Raw genomic sequence first — 26,942 nt, forward strand, 5'->3', positions numbered from 1 at the left:
ATCTAAATTCCTCCTAAATAATTTTATTTTGTTTAAATTTGATTATTTCGTCTGGTTTATACCCAATTCCAGCCAAAATCGAATCAGTATGCTCTCCATACAGGGGTGGATGCTTTCTCATCGTGACAGGTGTTTTCGAAAGTTTTAAGGGGGATCCTGTTACTCTCAGATTTTCAACAGTAGGATGCTCCATATTCACCAACATGTCTCTCGCTTTTATTTGGGGATCCTCTAACATCTCTGCGATAGTATTAATTGGTCCATTTGGAATCCCCGCGTCATCAAGCAGCATTTTCCACTCTTTTTTTGTCTTTCTTTTTAACAAATCTTCAACTATCGGTATTAATTCTTCCTTGTTAAGCAAACGATTTTCATTACGCTTAAACTGTTCCTGCTCCGCTAAATCCGGTCTTTCTAAAACATATGTGAATCGCCTGAACTGCTCATCATTTCCTACAGCCACGACTAACTCTCCATCGCTTGCATGAAAAGTTTGATAAGGCACAATATTCGGATGTTGATTTCCCATTCGCTCAGGAGTTATTCCATTGAATAAATAATTACTGGCAACATTTACTAACGAAGAAACCTGACAATCCATTAACGAAATATCAATTTCCTGTCCTTCCCCCGTTTTTTCCCTATGATGTAAAGCTGATAAAATGCCTATGCATGTATATAAACCAGTCAATATGTCAGCAATAGCAACGCCGACTTTCATGGGACTCCCATCCGTTTCTCCCGTGATGCTCATCAAACCACTCATCGCTTGAATGATATAATCATAGCCAGGTAAATCTTTATAAGGGCCGGTTAAACCAAACCCTGTGATCGAGGCCATAATCAATTGGGGGTTGAATTCCTTTAATTCCTCATAACCTATCCCCATTTTTTCCAAGGTACCTGTCTTAAAGTTTTGAACCACTATATCCCCCGAAGACACCAGCTTACGGAAAATCTCTTTCCCTTTTTCAGACTTTAAATTCAAAGTCATGCTTTGCTTATTTCGGTTGGCGCATAAATAGTAAGCGCTTTCTCCTTGGGCAAACGGTGGACCCCAGCCTCTCGTTTCGTCACCTGATTCATGGTGCTCAATTTTAATTACATCCGCTCCCAAATCTCCGAGAATCATTGAACAAAACGGCCCCGCCAAAACACGGGATACATCGATAATCCGGACTCCATCCAAAGCTCCATTCATTTTATCACCCCTTTCTAACTTTCGGGATACACAAAAAGAGCCAGCAAAACCAACAATGTTATTACATTGAACGTTTCACTGACTCTTATCCATGGCTTGTCTACCGGCAAAGGAAGATCAAGTGAACAAAGTCAATTTTATAAATTCTAAGTTTAAACCAAGCCGGCTTTGCAGCAAGGTAACTTGCCGTCATCGGTTTGGTAAATTAAGTATAAAACTATTAATTGAATTTTGCAATAATTTTGTTTATTACTTAATAATAGCTAATTTAATTGTACCCCCTCTAAACTGTTTAATTATGAATTTGAAATATTGACATTCCTAATACACTCTGAAATCTCTCTATACTCATCTTTATGGTGTTTGGAATTGCCTTAATAGTTGTGACATGTGATGATTAGAGTACCTATTTCTATATGTAAATATGATTCAAGAGTACTTGCTTTCTTTTCTTATTTAAATTTTTTAAAATTTAATATTGATCGGCGAGGTAATTAATGATTCAAAGGGAGATGGCAAAATGGAAAATATTAAAAACGAAATAGTCGAAGCCATCAAGAACTATTCTACTATTATCATTCACCGTCATATTAATCCGGACCCGGATGCATTAGGATCACAAGTCGGTCTACAACAACTAATTAAACATTCCTACCCTTCCAAAGAGGTTTATGTGGTAGGAGAAGAAGTGAATAGCCTGTTGTTTATTAGTAAAATGGAAGTTATCCCTGATAAAACTTACAAGGGCGCATTAGTGATCGTTTGCGATACTTCTAACACTTCACGCATTAGTGATTCCCGATATACACTTGGGGACATGTTGATTAAAATTGACCACCACCCCGAATATGAACAATTCGGTGACCTTTCTTGGGTTGACCCTTCTTATAGCTCTGCAAGTGAAATGCTTGTTGACTTATTTTTGAATTTTCCAGAGGATTTTAAAATAAACAAAGAAGCAGCTAAAGCATTTTATGCAGGGATAATTAGTGATACAGGGCGTTTCTTGAATGGAAATACTTCTCCTAGGACCTTAAAAACGGTTTCGCTCTTACGAACTTATAATTTTCAGCCAGAAAGAATCCATAACCTCCTTAATACAAAGACTAAAAATTCTTCAAGGCTTCAAAAAGATATTCTTATGAGCTTCAAAGTAACCGATAAAGGGGTAGCTTACTTTATTATGACAAAGGAACTGTTAAATAAGTATGGTGTAGACCGAGTAGAAGCTTCAAATTTAGTTAACACCCTTTCTTCTATTAAAGGAAACAAAATCTGGGCGTTCTTTATCGAATATCCGACGGAAATCCGTGTCAGAATTCGTTCAAGAAATATCCCTATCTCTTCAATTGCCCGGCAATTCAATGGAGGAGGGCATTCATTTGCTGCCGGTGCAACCATCCATTCGTGGGAAGAAGTAGATCATGTTATTGAGGCCTTAAATCAAGTTTGCCCAAAGTAAGCTAGAGAAAAATTGCCTGCTCCTAGGTAAAGTAAAAAGCCTCAAACCTATATCAGTCTAAGGCATGAGGCTCTCTCTACCATTTATTTTTTAACTGCCTTCAGCTCCACTTTACCCAGTTCATCTACTAAGAATGTTAAATTTTCAGATTTATCATAAGAAGTTATTGGGAAATTAACAGCAATGGTTGTTTGACTACTCTTTTGACTCATTTCAAACCTCTCCGCTTGATATTCGAATTCATCTATTACTTTCATATGATTTGCAAAAACATTTTCACATTACTATATAAACCGTATTTAACATTCAATATTTCTCAAATCTATTAAGGCGCACAAAAAAAACGCCCAAGGCCAAAAATCGGCTGAGGCGTTTTTTTACATTAATTACTTGGATACTTCTTTAAGAATAGATAAGTCAACCATACCCTTAATATCACTGCTAGGAACATATCCCGCTTCTTTGCTTATATCAGCCATTTCCTGAATAACTTGTTCATTAACTTCCGTCGTTACTTCTAAGCGTGAAAACGCAGAGGTAACTTCTTCTTTGCTTAATTCTTTTCCAGTTAGTTTCTTTAAATGCTTAATAACTAATTCTTGGCTTTCTTCAGGATTGTTTTGGATAAAATCCACTGCTTTTTTGTGAGCTTTCAAATAAGATGCGGCGAGCCCCTTTTTATCCAAGAACTTCTGACTTGCAGCCACTACCGTGTTTGGTGAATCTTTTCCCCATGCAAACTGATCCCAGTCAAGCACTAACTTTCCCTTTGCCTGGTTTTCCAATACGTATCCCCATGGTTCCTGGGTAGCTGCAGCATCGACTGATTTTTGGACAAAAAGTGCTGTTGTGTCAGCGGGTGCTGCCGCATATAACTCAACTGTTCCTCCGTTAGTAGTCGGTTTTAAGTCAACGTCTTGAAGCGCTTTTCTAAGCATGACATCCTGTGTGCTCCCTATAACAGGAATCGCTACTTTTTTACCGTCTAAATCTTTTAAATCCGTTACCTTGCTGCCCTCACTAGCCACAAGAACGGCCCCACCATTAACAGCTCCAGAAATCAGGTGGTATTCCGGGTTTTTAACGTAAAAGTTAAGTAATGGACCAGGCCCAACTGTTCCGACATCAATAGCGTTTGTAGCCATTGCTTCCATAAATAGCCCACCATTAGCCACTGTTTTGGTTTCAATCTTAACATCTTCACCGAACTCTTCTTCAAAAAAGCCTTTTTCAAGTGCAATAATCGTTGCACTGTGAGTTAAGTTAGGAAAATATCCAATTTTCACAGTTTGTTTCCCAGTGCCTTTTCCCTCTTCTTTACTTGTGGATTGTGTGCATCCGCTTACTATTCCGATTAACAATACAGACATAATAAGGGCAAAAAATGATTTTTTCAGCATATTTCCCTCTCCTTTTAAAATATAATCTTATTAAACTACCGTTGATTTACTCCCCATTTCAGTTGAACATTTCGTTCTAGACGTGAGAAGACAACATTATCCACGATTGTTCCGATAATTGCGATAATGATCATTACGGAGATGACCAAATCCATTTGTCCGAGCGATCTACCCATTTCTAGCAATTGTCCAAGACCGCCGCCACCGCCAAGTAATTCACCTGCCATCAATGCACGCCAAGAAAATGCCCATGCAATTCGCAGCCCGGATATTATTTGTGGAACAGATGCTGGTAAAATCACGGTACGTAGAAAATGAAACCCGGTCGATCCATATGTTTTGGCAACCCGTTGATACAGCTGGGGCACATTCCGGAATCCACTGGTTGCATTAACTGTCATCGTCCAAGTTGCGCCGATAGTGACGATAAAGAGAATCGAAAAATCATTCAATCCAAACCAAATTATTGCTAAAGGGAACCAAACGATACTCGGTATGGACTGTAAAGCCGTCACGACGAATCCAAGCGTATCTTCAACCAGTTTAAAGCGCCAAATGAAATATCCTAATATCAGACCTATTATAATGGCAATCGTGAAGCCGATCAGGATACGGCCAAGGCTTTTTCCGATAGCATCGGTTATTTGTCCGCTAACTAGTCCATTAAACAGAGTTTCCAACACTTGAGTCAGGCTCGGAAACATGAAATCTGGAAGACTGGAAAGTCTAGATGTGACTTCCCATATCCCCGCTATCATCGCGATGAATATGATTCGTCTTAAAGCTGTAATCATTCCCCATTTCCTCCTTCAACACTTTTTCAATTTCCTCCTGCAAGATCGATAGAACCCTTTGTTCAGTGTTCAAAGTTACACTATCTGGCATAACTCCATCTTTCATGGATGGGACGGAAATCGTCTCTTTAATTTTCCCGGGACGGGTTGCAAAGACGATAATTTTTTCAGAAAGCTGAACAGCCTCACGAATATTATGGGTAACAAAAAAGATTGTCACTTTTGTTTTTCTCCAGATTTCGAGCAGCTCTTTATGCAAGACCATCCTCGTTTGCTCATCAAGCGCAGAAAATGGCTCATCCATCAACAGAATATCCGGTTCCATAACCAGCGCTCTTGCAATGGCTACCCTCTGTTTCATGCCCCCTGAGAGCTGATGTGGATAGGAATCCACATAGCGGCTGAGGTGAACCATTTTTAAAATGTCTAATGCCTTCGATTTCGCCTCTTCTTTGGGCATTTTCTTTAACTTCAATCCGTATGTAACATTTTCAAGTACCGTTAACCAAGGAAATAACCCTGCCTCTTGAAACACTACGACTCGTTCCGGTCCTGGCTTCATCACCTTTTTTCCAGCTACACGGATCTCCCCTTTATCAGCCTTATCCAGACCAGCAATTAGATACAGGAGTGTCGATTTACCGCAGCCTGATGGCCCAACAATCGAAACGAAGCTTCCTTTCTCCACCTCTATGTTAATCTCATCGAGCACCTTTATGCTTTCTTTCTTTTCATTCAAAAAACTTTTTTCAATTCCATCTATTGTTAAATACATAAAGTCACCCCACTTTTAAATCGCATTGATTTACTAAACATTATTTCTTAATAATGATTAATCCAATGGTTTTTGTCAACTATAAAAATGCAAAAATTCTAATTTATCGGTATTTTTCAATCAACTCTTTTTATTGTATAAATAAAACAATACTACTTAATTTCGTAAGAAACATTATTCTAGTTCCAACCCATAAATAGACAAATAGCCTGAGACCCTTAATAAAACAAAGATCCAGACTATTCTGCAATGATTATTTTTGTAAACGCGCAAACCTTTCACATTTAAGAAAAGTAGTTGGACCAATTTCTAGCGCAAACATACTTGACAGACTTCAAAGACTACCCTACCTATTTGACGAACTGGAGACATACATATATTCTCGTTTCTATTTTAAAAAATTCTGCTTCCATATAATTTATCCTTCATTTTTTGCGTTCTAGCATGCAATGGTTTCTTCAGAACGATACCTAAGATGAGAGTGATTATTAAAAAGAGAAATAAGACAAAAATATCCTTGCCAGCGACACTCCAGGTTATTCCCCCAACCGATTCACGAAGTAAACCAACTGCATAGGTGAATGGCAAGAAGGGATTGATATGTTGAAAAAATGGTGGTGTCACTTGAATAGGGAAGGTCCCGCCTGAACTTGATATTTGGAGGACCATTAAGACAACACTTATTCCCTTTCCCACATTTCCAAGAACTGAAACAAAGGTGTAGACAATGAGTGTAAATACTGTACTAATCAAGACAGAAAACACGATGTACTCAAATTTATCAGCTACATATACATCAATTAGGATAATATTGCCTATAGAAACACTGAGTGCCTGCATTAACCCAATGATGAAGAATATTAGGTACCGCCCAATATATATTTGATACGGGCTGTAAACTTTATGAGAAACATCCACGCTTAGCATGGAAATTAATATTGTGCCACCCACCCAAAGTGAAAGTGCGGTGAAGAATGGGGACATGGCTGATCCATAGTTTGGAATCGGAAATAAACTGTGTTTATTGAGTAGCACTGGTTCTGAAAAGAAGTCGCTTTCTTGCTCGATGTCATTTTTTAAGAAAGCAATCACTTCTTCCATGTTATAAGACTTATCGATTTCTCTCATTTTAGCCGCTAGAGCCTTTATTTTCGTTTCGATTTCTGGAAACTTATTCTGTAACTTATCGATTTCTCCTGTGCGAGTTTCCAACGTTCGATTGGTCTCATTTAACAGTGTCCTTACTTCGGGAAGAACCTGGCTACCCTCTTCCATTGTGAGCTGAACTTTTTTCAATATGGAATCCGTTTCATTCCAAATTTCATTGAATTTTGGTCCTGTTTCCTTTGAATAGTTATCCTGGAAGCTTGCCAAGACTTTATCATTGTTCTCACCAAGATCTATAAGTGAGCCAAAGGAACGGTTATTCAGCGCTTGAAGTTGATTCGAAGCATTATCCCGCAGATTATCCATTAGCTTTATTTCTGGTTGAAGCCAGTTATTCTCACTAAATTGATTGACTCTCACCAATAAATTATACATACTGTCCAACAGGTACAACTCTTTTTTTATCCTCGTTATCCCTTGTTCAACTATCTGATCCACTTCATCGCTAGGCAACTCCTGATTCGTTAACCGGTTTGCTAGCACTAAGATAGATTCATTATCGCTTCTTACATTTGCAAGATCATTTTCTAATAGTGGATTGATCCCCTCGAATGCCTGCCTTGTTGAATCTACATAACTAGAAACGTCTGACACTAATTTGTCTTTTTGTGACGTTATTCCTTCAATTGAATCCAGACCATCATTAACCATCTTAATGATGTCTTCAGCCCTTTTTACATGTGTTTGGACCGTTTTGATATTTTGCTCAAGCTCAGGCAGTTTCTCCTCTAATAAATACACCATATTCTTCATTTTTTGAATGGTCGGTAACTCATTTTGCAACGTGATTCCCAGTTCATTAAAGATTGAAAGGATACTCCCGCTAGCTGTTTTAATAAAGCTTTTGCTCACATTGTCCACAATACTATTAGCCCCTGCAGCAGTCATTTTAGGAGCAATGGAATTGATTTTTTCATTAACATAGTAATCAATCTCCGCTTTAATGGGGTCATCTGTCATGATGGTCGCAATATGTTCTGAAAAATCAGCTGGAATGATGATAGATGCGTAATAATCTCCCTTTTTCACCTTTGCAATGGCATCTTTTTCTGTTGTGAATCTCCAGCCTAAATCTGAATTCCCCTTTAGCCCCTCTATAACTTCATTGCCTAAGTTCACGGCTTTACCATTTAACTCTGTACCTTTATCATTATTGGAAACACCGACAAGGATTCCTTCCGTATTTGCATAAGGGTCCCAAGAAGCAACAATGTTAAACCAAGCATAAATAGACGGGATAAACATTAGAAAAACAACAACGATACAGACAAACAAATTCCTATAAATACTTTTTAAATCGTCAATGAAAATTTCTCGAATATTTTTCAAACCTTACCCCCGCGCAAATAGTTTTTTGTTACTATTATTCGAAAAATAGTCTCGATCAATACTAAGTAAACATATCCATAGTCTTTCCCCATATTGAAAAGAAGCCGGTGTCGATAACTACACCCGCTTCTTAGAGTTTTGACTTATTTCTTTTTTTTGACTTATTTCTTTTAATAAAGAATTGCTAGTTGGTACGAATACTTTTTATCCTCTTCTGATTTTTACCTTACCTTCAAACATCTCAATAACACTTCCCAACCAGTGCCCAAGGCCCTTGTTTACTGTATCCTGAATTTTACTGTATAGTCGGTTACAATTTTGAGACCATAATTACTAACATTTCGGGTTCGTTCTTTATTATATTTTCTAAAAATTAATCAGAAATTCATTGATAAAAAAGTGATTTCTCCAGGAGGAAAAACCACTTTTTTTGTCATATTATGTTTTAACGTTTTTCAATTACTTTTATCAATTCTCTTAAATAATCTGGAAGATCTGGAGGACGTCTGCTGGATACAAGATGTCCGTCTACTACAACAGCCTTATCTATCCATGTTGCCCCGGCATTCTCCATATCATCTCTAATACCAGGTGTACTCGTAACATTCTTCCCCTGCAAAATTTTAGCAGAGATTAAGACCCATCCTGCATGACAGATTTGTCCGATTGGCTTTTTACTTTCTTCCATGTTCTGGATAAGTGTAATCACTTCAGGAAAACGACGAATTTTATCAGGGGCCCAACCTCCTGGGACAAGGATGGCATCATATTCATCCGCTTTAATACTACTATATGCAAAATCTGATACAGCAGGCACACCATATTTTCCAATATATGTTTCATTTGCCTTTTCTCCAGCGAGGTGAACAATCGCTCCCTCTTCTTTTAAACGCAAGATTGGATACCAGAGCTCTAAATCTTCGAAATCATGGTGCACAAGACTGATAATTTTCTTTCCTACTAATCGCATGTAATCTCTCCTTCTTTATTAAAATACATGGTTCCCCTTCACTTTACTATCCTTCCACATATATTGCCCTTTCCTGCTACCAGCTAACCTTTTAATATAACAATGAAAGTATCTATTTTTGCTACTCTGTTCCCACAGTTATTTTACCATTTAATTACCTTTTTAATATTTTCCTTGCAATTGAATTTTTAGTCTTTCATGATTTTTTCTCCGAAACTAGCATTTCCTCCTACAGAAATTTACATTTTCAAATATCTATTATCGACACTGTTCCATTCTATTCTATTGACATAGAAAACCCCCGAACAAGATATTCGAGGGTAAGGTTTATACGTAACGATCTTCTTTGTATAGTAAAATGATAAAATAAAAAACGGCAAAAACATTGCTTAACAATGCTTCCGCCGTTCGGATGACCTGTGAGGGATTCGAACCCACGACCCCTTCCCTGTCAAGGAAGTGCTCTCCCACTGAGCTAACAAGTCGTATGTATTATTTAGCTTGTTCTACTACTTAAGTACATAATTTATTATAAGTTTTTTTAATAAAAAGTCAACGAATTATTTCAAAAAAATTTTATGTTTATCTTTAAAGGAATTTCTCTACCAAAAATACGAACTAGCGTTCTTTTTTATTTGCATAAAAAACATACGTTCGCATATAATAAAAGTAAGCTAAGGAGTGATAAAAAATGAAATATATTCTTCGTAAACATATGGAGGGAAATATTCCCTTAGAGATTATTTATCTTTCCGAACAAGGGAAGATTACCCAGCGGAAAATTCAGGTGCTTGAAATAAATCCAGGACATATTCGTGCCTATTGTTTTCTAAGGCAGACAAAACGAACATTTAAAATGGACAATATTCTTTCTGCCCGCCTTATTAAACCTAGGTATGATAGATCCGGATGAAAAATATGGTATTATTTCGTAAAAATTTAACCGATTAATTCTTCCTCTTCCTGAATGTTCTTTTCTTTCTCAGTTAACGATTCTTCTTCATCTCTTAGACGATGTGCTAATCTTGAAGCGGCACTCGCAGCAATACTTGCAACGATATCATCCAGGAATGTATGAACGACTCCTTCTTGCTTCTTATCCAGTTCGTGAATGACACCTATTTTATTTTTATCTAAATGTCCAAAGGTTGTCACAGCAATGCTTCCGTAGCCTAGAACTGCACCAAAGGCAATGGTTTCATCCACTCCGAACAAGCCTTCATCCGATTCAACAATTGATTGCAGCGGTTCTGATAACTTCTTTTGCTCAGCAAGTTTATCAAGCTCCACACCGACTAAAATAGCATGTTGAATTTCCCTTTTTAAAAGAACGCGCTCTACGCCGCGAATGCATTCCTCCAATTTCAAATCAGCTTTGTAAGGGAACTGCAATTCATATACAATTTCTGCAATGGCTTCCACACTGACACCACGTTCTATTAATGTTTGCTTGGCCGCTCTTGTTACTTCCCTGCTGTGTACGTGTACATCTGTCATTTCTCTGCCACCTCTTTTTTTGTAATATTTTTCTATATCCTTTCATTATAGCATCTTATATTTCAAATTTTCAGAAAATAAAATGAAATTTTTCTATTTGAAATTCTTGTCACGAGAAAAAGATGCGAAGCTGTGATAAAATAGCCAAGTAAGTGGTTTTTCATTATTAATTATAGAGGTGCGGAAGAATGAGTTTACGTAAAGGCACGATAAAAGAGTACATGTTTAAAAGTGAAGCTTTAGCAGAAGAATTGGAGCTACTTGTTTACTTGCCTGCTAATTTTTCTCCACTATATAAATATTCGCTTGTCATTGCTCAGGATGGCCGTGATTACTTTCAGATGGGACGGATTGGTCGCGTAGCCGATGAACTATTAGGGAACGATGAAATTGAGAATATCATCGTCGTCGGTATTCCTTATAAAGATCGATTTGACCGCAGACGTAAATATCATCCAGATGGGGAACAGCACGTTGAATACATACGTTTTCTCGCCCATGAACTTGTTCCGTTTTTAGATGATGAATTTCCAACCTATCAAATGGGGCATGGTCGTGCTTTAATCGGTGACTCTCTTGGTGGCACTGTTTCTTTATTGGCTGCTCTTCAATATCCTCATACATTTGGGAAGTGCATCATGCAATCTCCTCTTGCAAATGAAGCAGTATTGGATGCCGTCCGTAATTTTGAGAATCCGCATCTCCTAGAACTTTATCATGTAATTGGGACCGAGGAAACCGATGTTCCCACGACAGATGGAAATCGGGCTAACTTTATAGAACCTAACCGGGAATTGCATAAATTATTAAACCAAAAAGGATTTCCTTGCTTCTATGAAGAATTTGAAGGTAATCATACCTGGAAGTATTGGCAGGCAGATTTAAAAAGAGCACTATTGGAAATGTTCTAACAAAACTAGAAACCCTTCTTTTAAGAAAGGTTTCTATAAAACATATCCAAATACAATATTACAACTATTAAAAATTTCAGGAGGTTTCAATTATGAAATATGGTGTTGCAATTTTCCCTTCAAAAAAACTTCAAGATTTAGCTAACTCCTATCGAAAACGTTATGATACGAAGTACGCTTTCATTCCACCACATATTACACTTAAACAAACGTTTGAAGCTACGGATATGGAAATTTCTACAGTTGCAGATCGATTAAAAGACATTGCAAAAAAATTCCAGCCTTTTAAGTTAAATGTAACGAAAGCGAAGTCTTTCCAACCCGTGAGCAATACAATTTATTTTAAAGTCGAATTATCCGAGGAACTTCAAGAGCTGCATGTAGCACTTCACGATGAGAAATTTTGTAAAAGTGAAAGTGAACATGCCTTTGTTCCGCATATTACGATTGCTCAGGATTTATCCGATAATGAGCACTCTGATGTTTTAGGCCAACTTAGTATGCTAGATGTTAGCCAGGAAGAAGAAGTAAAGCGAATCCACTTATTGTACCAGCTTGAAGATGGGGCATGGACTGTATATGAAACATTTAGATTAGGAGCTGAATAATTTCGTGTTTGTAAAAATTGCCGAGAACACCCAAGAGCGTGAGTATGCTTATATGATTAGAAAAAAAGTATTCGTCGATGAACAAAATGTCCCAATTGAAGAAGAGATTGATCAATACGAAGAAGACTCCACTCACTTCGTTTTATATAATGAACAAGAACAGCCGGTTGGGGCCGGGCGATTCAGGGTCATTGACGGCGTTGGTAAGGTCCAGCGCATATGTGTACTTTCAACAGAACGAAAAAATGGAGCTGGTGCTATGATTATGAGTGCTATTGGGGAATTTGCCGAACAAAATAAAATTCCTCAATTAAAGCTTGATGCTCAGCTACACGCGATTCCTTTTTATTCGAAACTAGGTTATCAGATTGTTTCCGATGAATTTATGGACGCTGGCATACCCCATAAAACGATGAAGAAAAACATTTAATAATACAAAACGCTGTCCATCCATTTTTCTGGATGGGCAGCGTTTTTTTTTGTTTTCACGAGTTAATTTTTAAATCTTTTAAAAAAACCGTTTCCGTTCAATGGCAATCTTCGCAAATATACATAGTCTATATATAGAAAGCAAGAAGGAGGGAAAATTTTATGAGTAACAATGAATTTAACCTGGAGGAGTCTCAAAAAAGACTAATGGAACTGCTGGTTTCACGGACTTTGAGAAAAAATGGTTTCAAAAAAGAGAAAGTTGATTTGTCTGAAAAAGAGAGAAACAACTTAAAAGAAACCATCCGCTATTTACAGGAACAATCACAAATTCTCATAAACCAAGAAAAGAAAATCACGGAAAATGATGTTAACCCAGTAACAAATTCTTATCAAACCAAATATAGGGATTCGAAAGATAAATAACTTCACCATTATTTATCTAAAGAAACCTTACTTGCTGGAGAATTAAGTAAAACTAGACCTAGCAACACTTACATTTCATTCCTAAAGTTCCAGCTTCGTTATAATTTCATCCCCGTCTCACTAATAATTTTCTTAAGTATTAAAAAATAGACGAATGAATTGATTTATTCGTCCAACCAGATTAACCATCCAAGCATATTTTAATAGGGAATAAAACCTAAGGAGGAAAAAACGACATGAACCAAAATGTATTTCGTAGCAACTGTAACACTCATGAAGACTCTGACAGATCATGGTCGGCTCTAGATTCCGCTTCACGCCATCCCTTAACAGGATTCTGCAACGAAGAAAACCAGATTGAACAAGAGGCAAGACAGGAGAATTCTCAACTTCAACTTTCTGAAGAACTAATTTACATTAAAGATTCTTGTAATGTAAATGTTACTTCTACAGATGTTAAAGCGGCACTTTCATTACAAGCGGCTCTACAAGCAGCAATTGCGGTCATCGTAAGTATTTCCATTGCAGATTCTGAAAATGCTGATCGAATTACCCAAGAGTTAATTCAATCTTCTAATGTAAGACAAATTACACGCCAAAAAACGATTGTTGAAAACAGCCGTGATATCGATATTACAACAACTGATGCAGATATCGCTATTAACATCCAACTTTTACTGCAATTGTTGTTAGCTTTAATTGTAGAAATAGACATTCTTTAAGAAAGAACAAAAAGGACACTTACGTGTCCTCTTTTGTTTTTATTAAAGATTTACACTACTTCGTTAAAATCCCCCCTATTCCTGTTATTTCAGCCGTTAGTACTTCTTTCTTCCTCATCCCGATTTGAATCTTATAAGTTCCTGTTCCATTTGTTATTTCCTGGTTTTGGTAATAAATTTGGTTTTTTTTTCAAAACGTTCCGTTACGTCTTCCATAACTTGATTATAACGGATAGGTTGAATGGGTGCTGTTTCTTTCACATTTCTTACATTCTCTGCAGCCTTGACTATCCGGTTGGCGTATTGAATATAATCAAATTGTGTTACAGGTGCTATGTATCCCATCGTTATCCCTTTCCATTATAAATAGAAATAATGTTATTTAATTTACTTACCCATCTGGGATGATATTGAAACATCATTTTCACATTCTTATTTTACTAATCTTCTGGTATGATGAATATTGCCGATATTTTTAATAGATTAGAGGTATCCATTTATATGAATCAAGCAAAATCTGGCAATGAAATCGTACATTTACATACTGTTTCAGCTGGTGAGCTGCAGACACTTTTTGAAAAAGGAAAACGTGACCAGCTTTCTTGTATCATTTGTCATAAACCATTAAAATTATTTATCGGGATCCATGAGACACCCTATTTTTATCATAGTGACCCTTCACGGTCAGACTGTGAAGTGCCAAATTTGGAACCAATAAATGAGGATAAACCATTAGAATATATGGAACAGAATGGGTTTAAGATTCCTAAATCACGGACCATTACTGAAACGAAAACAATTACTGAACCTTACCTAAAAAGCCGAACGATTACAGGTAACCCGCCTTTTACAGATAAACCTTCTATCCTAGAACAACTAGAAGTCCCTTACTTTCAAGAATTATCCGCACGAGGAGTAGTACTCGATTCGGAGCAATTAAAAGCAGTAATGACGATTGATGGACCACTTCTTGTCCTATCAGGAGCCGGCAGCGGAAAAACTCGGGTATTAACTGTTCGGACTGCTTATATGCTAACGGTAAAAAAGATCAATCCAAAAAGTATCATGCTTGTAACCTTTACGGCGAAATCCGCCAAGGAAATGCAACAGCGCCTGCTAAGCTACCCTTATATGACTCCTTCCCTTGTTTCTCAAATCGTTAGTGGTACCTTCCATAGTATCTTTTATAAAATACTGATTTTCCATGAGCCAACCAAATGGCAACGGGATTTACTATTAAAGTGGGATTGGGAGAAAGAAAAAATATTGAAACAGGCTGGTCGAGAATTGGAACTCGATGATAAGGAATTTGCATATGATCAAGCTCTTCAGCAAATTGGTCTTTGGAAAAACTCATTGGTTTTTCCAGACGATATCAAACCGAATGACGAATGGGAAAAATCCTGTCTATTTTTATATAAGAATTATGAAGAATATAAAGAGCAAACAGGAAAATACGATTTTGATGATATGCTTGTCGGCTGTTATACATTTTTTAAAAATCACCCAGAATTTTTAAAAAAGTATCAGCAAAGGTTTCACTATTTTTTAGTTGATGAGTTTCAGGATATAAATAAAGTTCAATATGAACTGATAAAACTTCTTTCGGCTGAATCAAAAAATGTTTGCGCCGTCGGAGATGACGATCAAGCCATCTATTCATTCCGTGGGAGTGATCCGAAATATATTCTAAATTTCAATTACGATTTCCCCGGTTCTCAAGTTGTAAAACTAACCGAAAATTACCGGTCTTCACATGAAATTGTCGCTACAGCCAACCGGATGATTAAGCGCAATCAGCACAGAATGGAAAAAAAGATGCGTGCACAGCATAATCATGGCAATCCTCCTGTGTTATTTTATCCTCATGATGAGGAATTAGAGGCCACGATGATTGTATCCGATATCCAGGAAAAAATCGCCAAAGGAGCAAACCCTGGTGACTTTGCAGTTTTGTACAGAACACATACAATGTCGCGGGCCATTTTTGAAAGACTAGCAGCTTCAAATCTGCCCTTTGTAATTGAAAAAGATGCGGATTCGTTTTATCAGCGCCGAGTGATTCGAGGTATGCTTGCCTTCATGCGTTTGAGTCTATTTCCTCAGGATAGCAAGGCAGCATCGGATGTCCTTTCTTCATTATTTTTAAAGCAAAGTATACTACAGGAATTAAAGGCACAGACGATACTTCAGGATTGTGATTTTATTGATGCATTTGCTTTTGTTAAAACGGGACATGCTTTTCAGGAACGGAAATTAAAGACGATTCCGACACAAATCCGTGCTATAAAAAGTATGTCACCGCTCGTAGCTTTAGAAATCATCGAGAAAGATTTAGGGTATCAAGAATATGTAAAAAAACGCGGAAATGAAGCCAATCTCGAAAAAGGTTCTGATGATATCCGCGACCTAAAAGTGGCTGCAAACCGTTTTCCAACCGTCGCCTCCTTCCTAGACCATGTCGACCATATGACAGCCATGGTCCAGGAGGTTAAACAGCTGTCAAAACATTTTAAAGATGCCATACAACTAACGACCATACACCGTTCCAAAGGGCTTGAATATCAATCTGTTTACGTTCTTGCTGCTGTCGATGGCAGCATTCCGCATGACTTTGCGCTTGAATCATACCGGAAAGGGGAACTTGCACCTCTTGAAGAGGAAAGACGCTTGCTCTACGTAGCAGCAACCCGGGCGAAGAAGGATCTTTACCTTTCCGTCCTGCAAACTAGACGCGGACGAACCGCCCACCCTTCACGATTCTTAAAGTTTTGACCCAAGGTTAACCTGTAACTAGATATTAAAACAGGGGGCTGCATCTACCGCAGGCCCCTGTTTTTGATTATTTTTTATTTATCATATTAGAAATCGTCCCGAAATCCAGTTTATTCCCTTCAGCTACGATGGAGTGAACAATTTTATCCTCCATTTCCTTAGTAACAGGTTTATTAGCTATTTTCGAAACACGTTTAATAACGCTCCTTACAGTAGATTCATCTTTAAAATTGGCACCCTGTAGAGAGTTTGCCAACTCTAATACATCTTTCATATTTACGCCCGTTTTACCTTCTATGTTTTTAAAAAAGTTATTATCCATGCCTAAGCCCCTCCTTTTCTGTACCTATCCTATGGAAGTATCAGAAAAATGGTGCAAGGATTATGTAAATATAAATAAAAAGAAATGGAATAGGCTTCTTCTGCCTATTCCATTTCTTTTAGCAGAAGGAAGCCCCTACAATGATCAATAGGATAAACAAAACAACAATTACAACGAACGTAGATCCACCGCTGAAACCGCCGCCATATCCATAACCGCCACCGCCACAACATCCGCCGTAGCCGCCGCCGTAGCCACCGAAACCAAACATACTCATTCACCTCGCTCTCGCTTAGCTTACTGATAACATATGTAGGTCAGGACAAATATGTATAGGCCATGTCCTAGTCCAGGCTGCCTATTCTACTGAAACTTTATCCTTTAGGTCTAAAGACTAAGGCACCGATGAATCCAAAGATGATGGCTGCCGAGATACCGGAACTCGTGATTTCAAACATACCGGTAAGTACGCCAACGAGTCCATGTTTATCCGCTTCTAGCATGGCACCGCCTACAAGCGAATTCCCAAACGATACGATTGGTATGGTAGCTCCTGCCCCGGCAAAATCAACAAGCGGTTCATATAATTCAAACCCTCCAAGTACAGCTCCAATTACAACGAACAGGCTTAAGGTATGTGCTGGTGTCAGCTTAGCCACATCGAAAAGAAGCTGGCCGACTACACAAATCAAGCCCCCGATGACAAAGGCCCAAAAAAACATTGCTAACATCCAAATCTCTCCTTTTTCACGAATTCATCCCATACTCAATGGCCACCGCATGGGCAATACATGGAATTGAATTTTTTTGTTGAACAGATAGCGGTGATAATAATGCTCCTGTTGCAACAAGCAGGATTTTTTTATATTTACCTTGAATCATTTCATTAAGTATATGGCCATATAAAACCACTGCTGAACATCCCGCGCCACTACCGCCTGCCATAACAGGCTGGTCCTTTTTAAATATCATCAAACCGCAATCTTTGAATTTTTCCTGATTGATCTTGCAGCCTTTCTGCTTTAATAGATCCATTGCCGTTTCTCTGCCTATTTGTCCTAAATCACCTGTAATGATCAAATCATAATCATCTGGGGTCAGACCCGTATCGTTGAAATGTGCTAAAATCGTATCGACAGCCGCTGGGGCCATTGCTCCTCCCATATTGAAAGGATCTTTCAATCCCATGTCAATGACCTTACCGATAGTGGCTGAAACAATATGGGGAAATACTCCCTGCTTGCTACCGTTTGGAGCAACCAGCGCTACCCCTGCCCCTGTTATCGTCCACTGAGCTGTGGGTGGTTTTTGCCCGCCATACTCAGTCGGATAACGGAATTGCTTTTCAACAGCTGCATTATGGCTTGAAGCCCCCGTTAACACATAGTTCGCTCCTCCATAATTGGTTATGAAGGCCGATAGTGCAAGCCCCTCCATTGAAGTAGAGCAGGCACCAAACAGACCGAAATATGGAATACCATTTGTTCTAGCCGCAAAACTTGTGGGTGTAATCTGATTGATTAAATCACCCGCCAAGAAAAATTGTACCTTTTCCTTGTCTATCTTACCTTTCTCCAATGCAAGCTCCACCGCTTTCTCCATCAAATGACGATGAGCCTTCTCATACGAATCCTGCTCCATCCATAAATCACTGTACAGGATATCGAAATCTCCGGCGATTTCTCCATTTGCCTCAAAAGGCCCACCGGTTACCCCTGTTTCCAAAATGACCGGTTTATTGGCGAACGTCCATGTTTGTTTTCCCTTTAACACCGCTTAGCCCCCAATCATTTGATAAATCGTTTTAATCAACGCCACGACAAAGGCTGAAAATACACCAAATAGAATCACCGATCCGGCCAATTTAAACATATTGGAACCAACACCAAGAACAAATCCTTCCGTCCGGTGTTCGATTGCTGCTGAAATAACTGCGTTACCGAATCCCGTTACTGGGACAGCACTCCCTGCTCCCCCAAACTGTCCGATGCGGTCGTAAAATCCGAAGCCAGTCATTAAAAGTGCGAGAAACACCATGGTCGCAGTCGTTGGGCTTCCGGCTGTCTGTTCCGTAAAGTTGAAAAAATAAATATAAAAGTAAGAAATAGCTTGTCCTACTAAACAGAAAATACCGCCTACTAAAAAGGCTTTTATACAATTCTTCAGGATTGGCCTTTTTATTTCATGCTTCTCTTGAAGCTCTTTATACGCATCCTGCTGGGGGGTTGTGTTCTCCTTGCTGCTCATATTGAGAAACCTCTCTTTCTATATTAATTCTTTTTGAAGTTCTTCAATTTCCTTGAACTTCTTTATTGCCTTTTTCTCAGGAACCTCTTTTTCCTTAAGAAACTCATTCAATCTTAAAGATTCCAAAAAGATTTTATAATCGCTCGAAACGATAAAATCATACTTTGGAAACTTTTCTTCCAACTTGCCAGTCACGTTCTTTTCAATTTTTTTCATATGAAAACGTTTCAAGTGCTTAACTTTATAGGCGACGATAATCTTTTTTCCATTTTTCACCACGATTACATCATAGATGGTGTCTTCGTTGGCTACTGTCTCCTTGACCTTTGAAATGAGTCCTTTTTCATCCTTTTCATCCATTCCATTAATGATATCCATCGGTTCAGGATTCGTGCGCTTAATTAACGCTAAGTTTTCTGTTTTTCCGTCTCCTTTACTGCTACAGGCTGTTAGCAAACACACAACTACTGCAAAAACCATCCAGATAACATATAAATAACTTCCTCGTCTGAACATAGAATCACATCCTAATTTATTGTTCTATTTTTATTTTCTTGTTTAACTGTTTTTTTATGAATGGTAGGATTAGGAAATAAAAAAACCTTCCCAATTCTGAAAGGTTTCAAACTGTAGACAAACTCGATGAAAATCGAGTTTGTCTACAGTTTTTTTGAGGGGTTGTAAAAATTCGAACGTTGATTTCCACTCCAGGCACTCGCTTTCCGCGGGCGGTCAGGGAGCCTCCTCGGCGCCTTTGCGCCTGTGGGGTCTCCCTTGGACACGCTTTTCCCGCAGGAGTCTCGCACCTTCCGTTCCAATCAACTTTGTTTTAACAATTAGAAATAAACACTTTTTCCTACAGTCTTTTTTGTTTTAATATAGGAGTATTAAAACTTGTGGTGATGACGATGCTTTCGAAACATAATTCTATTCAGCGAGATCAACTTGAAATGATTACTTTGGATCAACTGGTGCCAGCGAACCATTTGGTTCGTAAAATTGAGGGGGCCATTGACTTCACTTTCATTTATGACTTGGTGAAAGAGATGTATTCAGAGATAGGCCGCCCAAGTATTGATCCAGTTATTTTAGTTAAATTGACATTCATTCAATATACCTTCGGTATTCGTTCGATGCGTAAAACGATTGAAGAAGTTGAAACGAATATGGCTTACCGTTGGTTTTTAGGTTACGGTTTCCATGATAAAGTACCTCACTTCTCAACGTTCGGGAAAAATTATGAGCTTCGCTTTAAAGATACAGACCTGTTTGAACAGATTTTTTATCGTATCTTAATGACAGCCTCAGAAAGAAAGTTAATTAGTGCAGAGCACGTATTCGTTGATTCAACACATGTGAAAGCCAGTGCGAATAAGCGGAAATTCGAAAAGAAAATCGTTCGTAAGGAAACACGAGCATATCAAGGACGCCTTCAAGAAGAAATAAATCAAGATCGTGAAAACAATGGAAAGAAGCCTTTTCCACCGGATAAATTTGATAAAGAAGAAACCAAAGAAATTAAAGAAAGTTCAACTGACCCTGAGAGTGGCTACTATGTAAAAGATGAACGAACAAAACAGTTTGCCTATTCATTTCATGCGGCTGCAGACCCCAACGGTTTTGTGCTGGGGACGATTGTAACACCAGGAAATACGCATGATAGTCATATCTTAGAGCCTCTTGTTGAACAAGTGATTGAGAAAGTTGGAAAACCTGAAGCTGTTGCCGCAGATGCAGCTTACAAAACACCAGCCATTACAAGCTACCTTTTTGGGAAAGAAATCACACCAGCTTTACCCTATACACGTCCACGAACAAAAGAAGGGTTCTTTCGCAAGTATGACTATGTTTACGATGAACATTTTAATTGTTATCTCTGCCCATCGGGCGAGATTTTAAAGTACTCAACAACAAATAAAGAGGGCTATCGCGAGTACAAATCACCCAAACACACTTGACATGCTCATTTTTATCACAGTGTACAGTAAGCAAAGACCATCAAAAAGTGGTGACACGCCATATCTGGCAAAATTATATGGAAGAAGCAGATCATCTGCGTCACCACAAGGATGTAAAACCTATATATGCGAAACGCAAAGAAACAATAGAGCGTGTATTCGCAGATGCAAAAGAAAAGCATGGTATGCGTTGGACTACTTTAAGGGGACTTAAAAAATTGTCGATGCAGGCGATGCTTACATTCGCTGCCATGAATTTAAAGAAGATTGCCAATTGGACATGGCAAGGTCCAATAATGGCTTAATAAAGTGGGCGTGGGCTCGTAGAGGCCCAATCTCTTAATCTTGATCAAAATTCAAAGGGAATTTCAAAAGGGGTCCAGAATTAAAACATTCTGGACCCCTTTTGTCTACAAACTGAAACCTTCCCAATTCGGAAAGGTTTTTTTTTCATTCAATAGCCCTTATTTTTATTATTATTATTGCAGCCACAGTCTTTTTTTATTTTGACCGGTTGTTCCTTTTTCACCGGTTTTGCATACGTCCATGGACTTTGCTTGTTATTCAATTGTGACTCCCCCTTTTCCCTCTATACCATACTATATGATTGAAGAGACAAGTTGTTTCCAATCAAATGTCCAAAATTCTGCTGATTATAACCTCTAAGATTGACCCTACTGCGGCAACTGCGAGGATTAAAATCAGCACTTCCCCTATAAATAACTGTTGTAGATAAAGCAAAACCAGAAATAGACTGACCCAGATACCCACACACCAAAAACAGCTTAGCAATTGTCCAAACCAGCCAAGCAAACCCTTTTCCTTAGGAATTAAATAAATCTCCACATCACCCTTTTCATTCTTTTCTTCTATCTCTTTAAAAAAAGGACGGCGCAAAGGTTCCATAATTTTATCGAAAACAATTAAGCGTGTCAGCCTAAATGAAGCTAAACCTAATAGAAGTATTAAGGTGAACTCATGCTGTGAGAGAAACATTCAATTCTGCTCCTTCACTTGGATTCTTCAATAATTTTGGCATCAATAATATTCGGGAGACCGACGAAGCGAATATGATTTCCTCTTTTAATTTTCACTGATTCCCCCCTCATTCCCAATACCTGAAACTTAAGCGTTTCTCCGTTAATAACCGCCTCACATACCGGCTTTGGATAACCTTGATGCTTGGATAGACGAGTTATGATTTCACTTGAGGATTCCTTTTTCTCCACCTTATCCTCCACCTTTTTCTCCACCTTTTTCTTTTTCTTCTTTACAACCTTTTCCTTTTCTTCTTGTACAGGAAGTTCAGTTTGCTCAACTGATGGCTGCTCTGGAACATATTGATCAGTAATTTTTTTAATAGCCGTAATTTCTGATTCAATTTCTTTCATAGCATCAAATACTCCAAATTCCCGCTTGATTTTTTCTATTTTCTCTTCTCCCTGCTCCGTTTCCACAGATTCATGCTCTACCGTTTCCTGATGTGTACCTTTTTTCGTTCGGTAATCACTTTGCATATTCCCTCGTTGATCCGATATCTTAGCCTGATTGACATATAAAAGGGGTTTGGAGTCCTTATCGCTTTTATTCTCTGACATGCAAATCCTCCTTAATATTTCAGAATATCCACAGACTGCAGCTGCTCTATATGGTATTGAACAACCTTTTTACCAAATTTATGCCTAATAAAAAGACTGGATTCTTTTTTATGTTCCAACTTACCAAACATTGTACGACCATTGATGATGAACTTACAAACTGGTTTAGGTGCAAAGGCTGGAAGTCGGGACAATAACTCCACCATTTCTTCGGTACTAAACGAAGTGGTGAAGTTTTCTCTATTCAAATTTATTTGGCTCTTCGGAGTATTGTGTACTGTTTGCTTACCAACAGTACAAGGCAGACGATCCTTTTTCACGTCCATGATGTCCTCCTCCTTTTCTCATCGACCCAATAAGGTAGAAAACAGGATTCTGCTGATTTTCCCCAAACAATGAATATCTGCTCTATGTATCAACTATATGAAATTCACCCTTTTTTATGCTGGTGTTGTGCCCTTCTCCTAAAAAAGGGACACTCATTAAAACTTGGATAAGCTGGGGGTTAATGGAGTAACCTAAAAAAATAATGGTTATTAAAGGAGTATATTATAGATGGTTAAAAATGGTAAAATTTCAATCGTACAACTATCTTTAATCGTAATGACTGCGATCGGACTGAAAAACCATGTAACGATTCTTCCTCATTTGTTACCGGCTGCCAAAAGGGATGCCTGGATTTCTGTTCTATTTGCTTTTGGCCTGATATTGATTTGGTGTCTGCTCTTATTCTATATCCATAAAGCCACAGGTCAGGCAAATATATTTGTATGGGTGGAAAAAAATATCGGGAAGGTACCAGGCAGGATTTTATCCATTACTGTGAGTCTCTTTTTCACTTCATTAGCTGCGGTTTCATTGAAAGAGATGGTTGTTTGGACAAAGGTATCCTACTTGCCCGTAACTCCACCGATTTTTGAAATAATCCTATTTACAGGTTTATGCCTTTTCCTTGCCTCAACAAACATACAAACGATTGCTATTGTCAATACGTTCGTATTATCGGCGGTAATCTTGTTTGGTTTTTTTGTAGCAATCACAAATATTCAATTTAAAAATTATTCACTTTTGCAACCAATTCTTGAACATGGCTGGTCTCCTGTTTTTGCAGGTATTATTTATCCTTTGTCTGGGCTTATTGAATTGATCGTGTTTCTCTGTTTGCAACAAAAAGTTCATGGGAAAATAAAATTTAAAGTATTTGTTATAAATACCTTTATCCTTACCTGGCTTATCCTTGGGCCCCTTATTGGCTCCATTACTGAATTCGGTCCAATCGAAGCTTCAAGACAAAAGTACCCTGCCTTTGAGCAATGGGGATTAGTCACCTTGGGAAGATTCATTGAGCATCTTGACTTCTTGTCGATTTACCAATGGTTAACTGGAGCCTTCATAAGGGTATCCTTTTTCCTGTTTTTATCACTTGAAGTGCTATCTATAAAAAACAAGCGAAACAAAACGAAATTGCTCATTATCTATTCAGCTATTCTTATCGTTTCCAATTCATTTAGCTTCAGTGATGTCATTTTATATGACATTATTAAAACATTTATTATGCCGATTACATTCTGGTTCTTTTTAGCGGTTTCCATACTTTTAAGTATTTTTGTTTTCTTCAGTAATCGTAGAAAAAGGAGGTCCTCATCCGGTGTTCAAAAAAATGAAAAAGCAACCATCCAAACCGAATAGTAAAATTGAAAAATCAGAGAAGCTCGTAATAAAAGACGAATACGATTTAAAAGAAATTTTTCATAGTTCAGGAGATGTATTTTTCCAAAGCAGTTTATATCGTGATGAGTCTCCGATAAAAGTCACATTAATTGGATGTGAAGGGCTTGTCGATACTGAATTGTTAAATAATCTTGTATTTGAAAGGCTAACTTTATTTTTCCGCAAACATCCAAAAGGAACATTAACTATTAATGACATAAAGGACTCTCTTTATCTTCCTCAACTTGCTGATATAAACACAAAGGAAGAGTTGTTCGCAGATATCTATTCTGGGAAATTATTGATTTACTTTGAAGGATACGACTATTTGGTTTCTGTAAACATTGCAAATCGACCCCAGCGTAGTCCTGAGGAAACAACTACAGAAGTAACGATAAAAGGGCCGAGAGATAATTTCATTGAAGATTTATCCATTAATGTCGCTTTAATTCGAAAGCGAATGCGAACAAATTCCTTAAGTGTAAAATACTTCGAAGTGGGCAGGCGAACATTGACTAAAGTTGCCCTGTTATATATGGATGATATCTCTGACTCTGAAATGGTTCAAACTGTAGCTAAAAGGATTGAAGCAATTGATATAGATGGGATATATGGGGGCAATCAATTTATGGAGTTAATTGAAGAGCAGCCCTCTTTTCTCTTTCCAAGGCATGACTATTCTGGTAAGCCTGATTTTGCAGTGCAATGCCTTTTAAAAGGCCGACTATTAATTCTAATTGATGGCGTTGCCTACACAATGATCACACCCATCAACCTATTTATTGTGTTAAAAACATCGGAAGATCATGAATACACGTCTATCTATGCTTCCTTTGAAAGAGCTCTTCGATTATTTGGCATTTTTGTCGCTGCGCTTTTGCCAGGATTTTGGGTTGCTTTAACCACCTTTCATCAAGACCAAATTCCACTGATTCTGCTTGCTACTGTAGTCGAATCAAGAAGGGGATTGCCACTTCCCACTTCATTGGAAGCGATTACCATGGTCATCGTGTTTGAAATATTCAAAGAAGCAGGCATGCGATTACCTACTTCAGTCGGGCCAACATTAAGTGTATTGGGTGCTTTAATCATTGGAGATGCAGCAATTCGTTCCGGTTTGACAAGTCCCGCCATGCTCGTAGTCATTGCTGGTTCAGCGGTCGCTACTTACACATTGGTCAATCAATCCATCAATGGCGTCATCAGCTTAATAAGGCTCCTAGCTATTATTTCTGCTTCTTTTTTAGGACTTTTTGCATTTATGCTGGTAGCTCTATTTCTATGTGTGTATGTATGTAATATCCGAATATTAGGTGTTCCTTACATGGAAGTGACCGCCAACTTAAGCTTGTCCAATATTGTAAAAACTCTTTTTCAGATACCTCCCTCTTTGGATAAAAAACGCCCATCTATCTTTTCTTCAAAAGATCCTACGAGGAAAGGCGATGATGGACAAAAATGAAAAATACACTCCTCCTACTGTTGTGCGTTTCTATACTTTCAGGCTGCTGGGATTCAAATGAACCTGAACGTCTCGTTTATGCAAACGGTTTAGGAATCGATTACAAAGACGGGAAGGTCATTGTTTACCTTCAAATTATCAACGTGAAAGGGTTAGCAAGATCGGAAGCAAGAGGAGACCTCAGTTCACTTAGCCAAGCAGATGTTGGGCGCGCTACCGGAAACACATTGGACGAAGCCATATTTAATTTGTATCATACGACCGATCGCCGTATTTATTGGGGTCATCTCTCTTTTGTAATTTTTTCGGAAGAAGCCATGAAAGTAGGCGGCCTCAAGTATATTGCTGATTTTTTGGACCGCTACCGCGAAACACGCTACCGGATTTACTTTTTTATGGCTAAAGACCCACTTAAAGATGCAATGCTCATTTCTCCTATCGAAAATGTTTCCATGGCCTTTTCAAAATTAAGCGATCCAGATGGTAACTATAAGCAAAGCTCTTTTATCCCACCTATTAATTTAAGAGAACTCATTATTGAACTTGATGAACCTGCTCATCAAGTGGCGATTCCACAACTAAAAATCACAGAGCAATGGACCGGTCAGAATGAAAAGAAGCAGGATTTATTAATAGAAAGGGTAGCTATCATTTCAGAAAATAAAATAAAAACAATTCTACCTAAGAAGGTGATGAATGGAGGAAGATGGTTCAATAAAGATTTCGTTCGGGACAACTTAACCATTTTCCCAGAAACTAAAAATGACGCATTTGTTGTTATTTACGATAAAAAGACTAAAATAATTCCTGTTGTAGAGAAAAATGGAACAGTTCGTTTTGATGTAAAAATGAAACTTAAAGCTAGTGTTGAAATGATGATAATGGATATAACACGTAAACAATATGAAAAAGAAATAATGCGCTCTATCAAAAAGGAAATAAATAAAACGTTTCAATATACACAAAAAAGGGAGATCGACCTCCTCAGGCTTTCTGAAACACTCTACCGCAAGGATAATAAAGCTTGGAAGAAAATTGAAATCAAAGGGAGAATTCCATTAGAAGAAGACACACTCAGGTCTATCCAGATTGATGTAGAAATTCAAGATACCGGAAAACAAAGATTAACACCAATCTTTGATGGACAGAAGGATAAAGGAATTGAAAATCAATAAAAAG

The 26,942-nt window shown here is 38.0% G+C and carries 29 protein-coding genes, 1 tRNA gene and 1 pseudogene; 12 read left to right on the forward strand and 19 right to left on the reverse strand.

Annotated features, from left to right (window positions below; translation table 11 throughout):
* Positions 1-13 precede the first annotated feature (13 nt).
* Positions 14-1,201: a CaiB/BaiF CoA transferase family protein gene (locus tag JFU24_RS09305; protein WP_201181777.1), complete on the reverse strand. Its 1,188-nt coding sequence runs from the start codon at positions 1,199-1,201 to the stop codon at positions 14-16.
* A gap of 520 nt (positions 1,202-1,721) precedes the next feature.
* Here JFU24_RS09305 and JFU24_RS09310 point away from each other — a divergent pair.
* Positions 1,722-2,663, forward strand: coding sequence for a DHH family phosphoesterase (locus JFU24_RS09310; protein ID WP_201181779.1), 942 nt, complete (start codon positions 1,722-1,724; stop codon positions 2,661-2,663).
* 83 nt (positions 2,664-2,746) lie between these two features.
* On the opposite strand, the gene JFU24_RS30725 is transcribed toward JFU24_RS09310, so the two are convergent.
* The 7 genes from JFU24_RS30725 to JFU24_RS09340 form a co-directional block, all read right to left on the reverse strand.
* Complete coding sequence (locus JFU24_RS30725; protein ID WP_274606908.1) at positions 2,747-2,875, reverse strand: hypothetical protein; 129 nt, start codon at positions 2,873-2,875, stop codon at positions 2,747-2,749.
* Between the two features lie 174 nt (positions 2,876-3,049).
* Complete coding sequence (locus JFU24_RS09315; RefSeq protein ID WP_201181781.1) at positions 3,050-4,063, reverse strand: aliphatic sulfonate ABC transporter substrate-binding protein; 1,014 nt, start codon at positions 4,061-4,063, stop codon at positions 3,050-3,052.
* 35 nt (positions 4,064-4,098) lie between these two features.
* Positions 4,099-4,857, reverse strand: a complete 759-nt coding sequence (locus JFU24_RS09320) for an ABC transporter permease (protein ID WP_053345034.1) — start codon at positions 4,855-4,857, stop codon at positions 4,099-4,101.
* Entirely contained in the window at positions 4,790-5,632 is an 843-nt protein-coding gene (locus JFU24_RS09325; RefSeq protein ID WP_053345033.1) for an ABC transporter ATP-binding protein, read from the reverse strand. Before JFU24_RS09325 ends, JFU24_RS09320 begins: the two co-directional genes overlap by 68 nt.
* A 393-nt stretch (positions 5,633-6,025) precedes the next feature.
* The gene (locus JFU24_RS09330) at positions 6,026-8,128 is read right to left on the reverse strand and encodes a YhgE/Pip domain-containing protein (protein WP_201181785.1); all 2,103 of its coding nucleotides are present in this window, start codon (positions 8,126-8,128) and stop codon (positions 6,026-6,028) included.
* Between the two features lie 445 nt (positions 8,129-8,573).
* The gene (locus JFU24_RS09335; protein WP_201221643.1) at positions 8,574-9,098 is read right to left on the reverse strand and encodes a type 1 glutamine amidotransferase domain-containing protein; all 525 of its coding nucleotides are present in this window, start codon (positions 9,096-9,098) and stop codon (positions 8,574-8,576) included.
* A gap of 413 nt (positions 9,099-9,511) precedes the next feature.
* A tRNA-Val gene (locus JFU24_RS09340) sits at positions 9,512-9,583 on the reverse strand.
* Between the two features lie 206 nt (positions 9,584-9,789).
* Here JFU24_RS09340 and JFU24_RS09345 point away from each other — a divergent pair.
* Positions 9,790-10,011, forward strand: coding sequence for a hypothetical protein (locus tag JFU24_RS09345; protein WP_201221645.1), 222 nt, complete (start codon positions 9,790-9,792; stop codon positions 10,009-10,011).
* A gap of 26 nt (positions 10,012-10,037) precedes the next feature.
* Here JFU24_RS09345 and JFU24_RS09350 read toward each other — a convergent pair whose 3' ends face one another.
* On the reverse strand, positions 10,038-10,595 hold the full coding sequence (locus tag JFU24_RS09350) for a phosphatidylglycerophosphatase A family protein (protein WP_201249877.1): 558 nt from the start codon (positions 10,593-10,595) through the stop codon (positions 10,038-10,040).
* A 188-nt stretch (positions 10,596-10,783) separates the two neighbouring features.
* Here JFU24_RS09350 and JFU24_RS09355 point away from each other — a divergent pair, with 188 nt between their 5' ends.
* The 5 genes from JFU24_RS09355 (at position 10,784) to JFU24_RS09375 (ending at position 13,691) form a co-directional block, all read left to right on the forward strand.
* Positions 10,784-11,506 carry an alpha/beta hydrolase gene (locus tag JFU24_RS09355; RefSeq protein ID WP_053345028.1) on the forward strand — a complete coding sequence of 241 codons (723 nt, stop codon included), beginning with the start codon at positions 10,784-10,786 and terminating at the stop codon, positions 11,504-11,506.
* A 92-nt stretch (positions 11,507-11,598) separates the two neighbouring features.
* Positions 11,599-12,114 carry a YjcG family protein gene (locus tag JFU24_RS09360; protein ID WP_201221649.1) on the forward strand — a complete coding sequence of 172 codons (516 nt, stop codon included), beginning with the start codon at positions 11,599-11,601 and terminating at the stop codon, positions 12,112-12,114.
* Between the two features lie 4 nt (positions 12,115-12,118).
* Positions 12,119-12,544: a GNAT family N-acetyltransferase gene (locus JFU24_RS09365; protein WP_201221651.1), complete on the forward strand. Its 426-nt coding sequence runs from the start codon at positions 12,119-12,121 to the stop codon at positions 12,542-12,544.
* 161 nt (positions 12,545-12,705) lie between these two features.
* A complete protein-coding gene (locus JFU24_RS09370) occupies positions 12,706-12,969 on the forward strand; it encodes a hypothetical protein (protein ID WP_056528256.1) in 264 nt (87 codons plus the stop codon).
* Positions 12,970-13,205: 236 nt separating this feature from the next.
* The gene (locus JFU24_RS09375; protein WP_201181794.1) at positions 13,206-13,691 is read left to right on the forward strand and encodes a spore coat protein; all 486 of its coding nucleotides are present in this window, start codon (positions 13,206-13,208) and stop codon (positions 13,689-13,691) included.
* A 153-nt stretch (positions 13,692-13,844) separates the two neighbouring features.
* Here the strand turns inward: JFU24_RS09375 and JFU24_RS09380 are convergent, their stop codons facing one another.
* Complete coding sequence (locus tag JFU24_RS09380) at positions 13,845-14,036, reverse strand: hypothetical protein (RefSeq protein WP_201249878.1); 192 nt, start codon at positions 14,034-14,036, stop codon at positions 13,845-13,847.
* Positions 14,037-14,192: 156 nt separating this feature from the next.
* Between JFU24_RS09380 and JFU24_RS09385 the strand changes: the two genes are divergently transcribed.
* Entirely contained in the window at positions 14,193-16,466 is a 2,274-nt protein-coding gene (locus tag JFU24_RS09385; RefSeq protein ID WP_201225000.1) for an ATP-dependent helicase, read from the forward strand.
* A 67-nt stretch (positions 16,467-16,533) separates the two neighbouring features.
* On the opposite strand, the gene JFU24_RS09390 is transcribed toward JFU24_RS09385, so the two are convergent.
* The 6 genes from JFU24_RS09390 to JFU24_RS09415 form a co-directional block, all read right to left on the reverse strand.
* The gene (locus JFU24_RS09390; RefSeq protein ID WP_053345022.1) at positions 16,534-16,788 is read right to left on the reverse strand and encodes a stage VI sporulation protein F; all 255 of its coding nucleotides are present in this window, start codon (positions 16,786-16,788) and stop codon (positions 16,534-16,536) included.
* A gap of 118 nt (positions 16,789-16,906) precedes the next feature.
* Positions 16,907-17,059 carry a YjcZ family sporulation protein gene (locus JFU24_RS09395; RefSeq protein ID WP_201221655.1) on the reverse strand — a complete coding sequence of 51 codons (153 nt, stop codon included), beginning with the start codon at positions 17,057-17,059 and terminating at the stop codon, positions 16,907-16,909.
* Between the two features lie 103 nt (positions 17,060-17,162).
* Positions 17,163-17,519 carry a stage V sporulation protein AE gene (gene spoVAE / locus JFU24_RS09400; RefSeq protein ID WP_053345021.1) on the reverse strand — a complete coding sequence of 119 codons (357 nt, stop codon included), beginning with the start codon at positions 17,517-17,519 and terminating at the stop codon, positions 17,163-17,165.
* Between the two features lie 16 nt (positions 17,520-17,535).
* Positions 17,536-18,561 (reverse strand): stage V sporulation protein AD, encoded by a 1,026-nt coding sequence (spoVAD, locus tag JFU24_RS09405; protein ID WP_057217808.1) that lies wholly within the window; start codon positions 18,559-18,561, stop codon positions 17,536-17,538.
* Positions 18,562-18,564: 3 nt separating this feature from the next.
* Positions 18,565-19,035, reverse strand: a complete 471-nt coding sequence (spoVAC, locus tag JFU24_RS09410; protein ID WP_053345019.1) for a stage V sporulation protein AC — start codon at positions 19,033-19,035, stop codon at positions 18,565-18,567.
* 18 nt (positions 19,036-19,053) lie between these two features.
* Positions 19,054-19,551: a YhcN/YlaJ family sporulation lipoprotein gene (locus tag JFU24_RS09415; protein ID WP_098174851.1), complete on the reverse strand. Its 498-nt coding sequence runs from the start codon at positions 19,549-19,551 to the stop codon at positions 19,054-19,056.
* Between the two features lie 392 nt (positions 19,552-19,943).
* Here JFU24_RS09415 and JFU24_RS09420 point away from each other — a divergent pair.
* Positions 19,944-21,298: pseudogene (locus JFU24_RS09420) on the forward strand (IS1182 family transposase).
* Between the two features lie 325 nt (positions 21,299-21,623).
* Here JFU24_RS09420 and JFU24_RS09425 read toward each other — a convergent pair.
* The 3 genes from JFU24_RS09425 to JFU24_RS09435 are packed head-to-tail and all read right to left on the reverse strand — an operon-like array spanning position 21,624 to position 22,917.
* The gene (locus JFU24_RS09425) at positions 21,624-21,989 is read right to left on the reverse strand and encodes a DUF1360 domain-containing protein (RefSeq protein WP_053345017.1); all 366 of its coding nucleotides are present in this window, start codon (positions 21,987-21,989) and stop codon (positions 21,624-21,626) included.
* 14 nt (positions 21,990-22,003) lie between these two features.
* Positions 22,004-22,591: a hypothetical protein gene (locus tag JFU24_RS09430; protein ID WP_201249879.1), complete on the reverse strand. Its 588-nt coding sequence runs from the start codon at positions 22,589-22,591 to the stop codon at positions 22,004-22,006.
* Positions 22,592-22,602: 11 nt separating this feature from the next.
* Complete coding sequence (locus JFU24_RS09435) at positions 22,603-22,917, reverse strand: hypothetical protein (RefSeq protein ID WP_053345015.1); 315 nt, start codon at positions 22,915-22,917, stop codon at positions 22,603-22,605.
* 229 nt (positions 22,918-23,146) lie between these two features.
* Between JFU24_RS09435 and JFU24_RS09440 the strand changes: the two genes are divergently transcribed.
* The 3 genes from JFU24_RS09440 to JFU24_RS09450 are packed head-to-tail and all read left to right on the forward strand — an operon-like array spanning position 23,147 to position 26,938.
* A complete protein-coding gene (locus JFU24_RS09440; RefSeq protein ID WP_201249880.1) occupies positions 23,147-24,280 on the forward strand; it encodes a GerAB/ArcD/ProY family transporter in 1,134 nt (377 codons plus the stop codon).
* Positions 24,240-25,763, forward strand: coding sequence for a spore germination protein (locus JFU24_RS09445; RefSeq protein WP_309558768.1), 1,524 nt, complete (start codon positions 24,240-24,242; stop codon positions 25,761-25,763). Before JFU24_RS09440 ends, JFU24_RS09445 begins: the two co-directional genes overlap by 41 nt.
* Entirely contained in the window at positions 25,760-26,938 is a 1,179-nt protein-coding gene (locus JFU24_RS09450) for a Ger(x)C family spore germination protein (protein WP_201249881.1), read from the forward strand. Before JFU24_RS09445 ends, JFU24_RS09450 begins: the two co-directional genes overlap by 4 nt.
* The last annotated feature ends 4 nt before the right edge of the window (positions 26,939-26,942 follow it).

Origin of the sequence: Peribacillus sp. TH27 (assembly GCF_016650915.1) — a bacterium.
GTDB classification, from domain to species: domain Bacteria; phylum Bacillota; class Bacilli; order Bacillales; family DSM-1321; genus Peribacillus; species Peribacillus butanolivorans.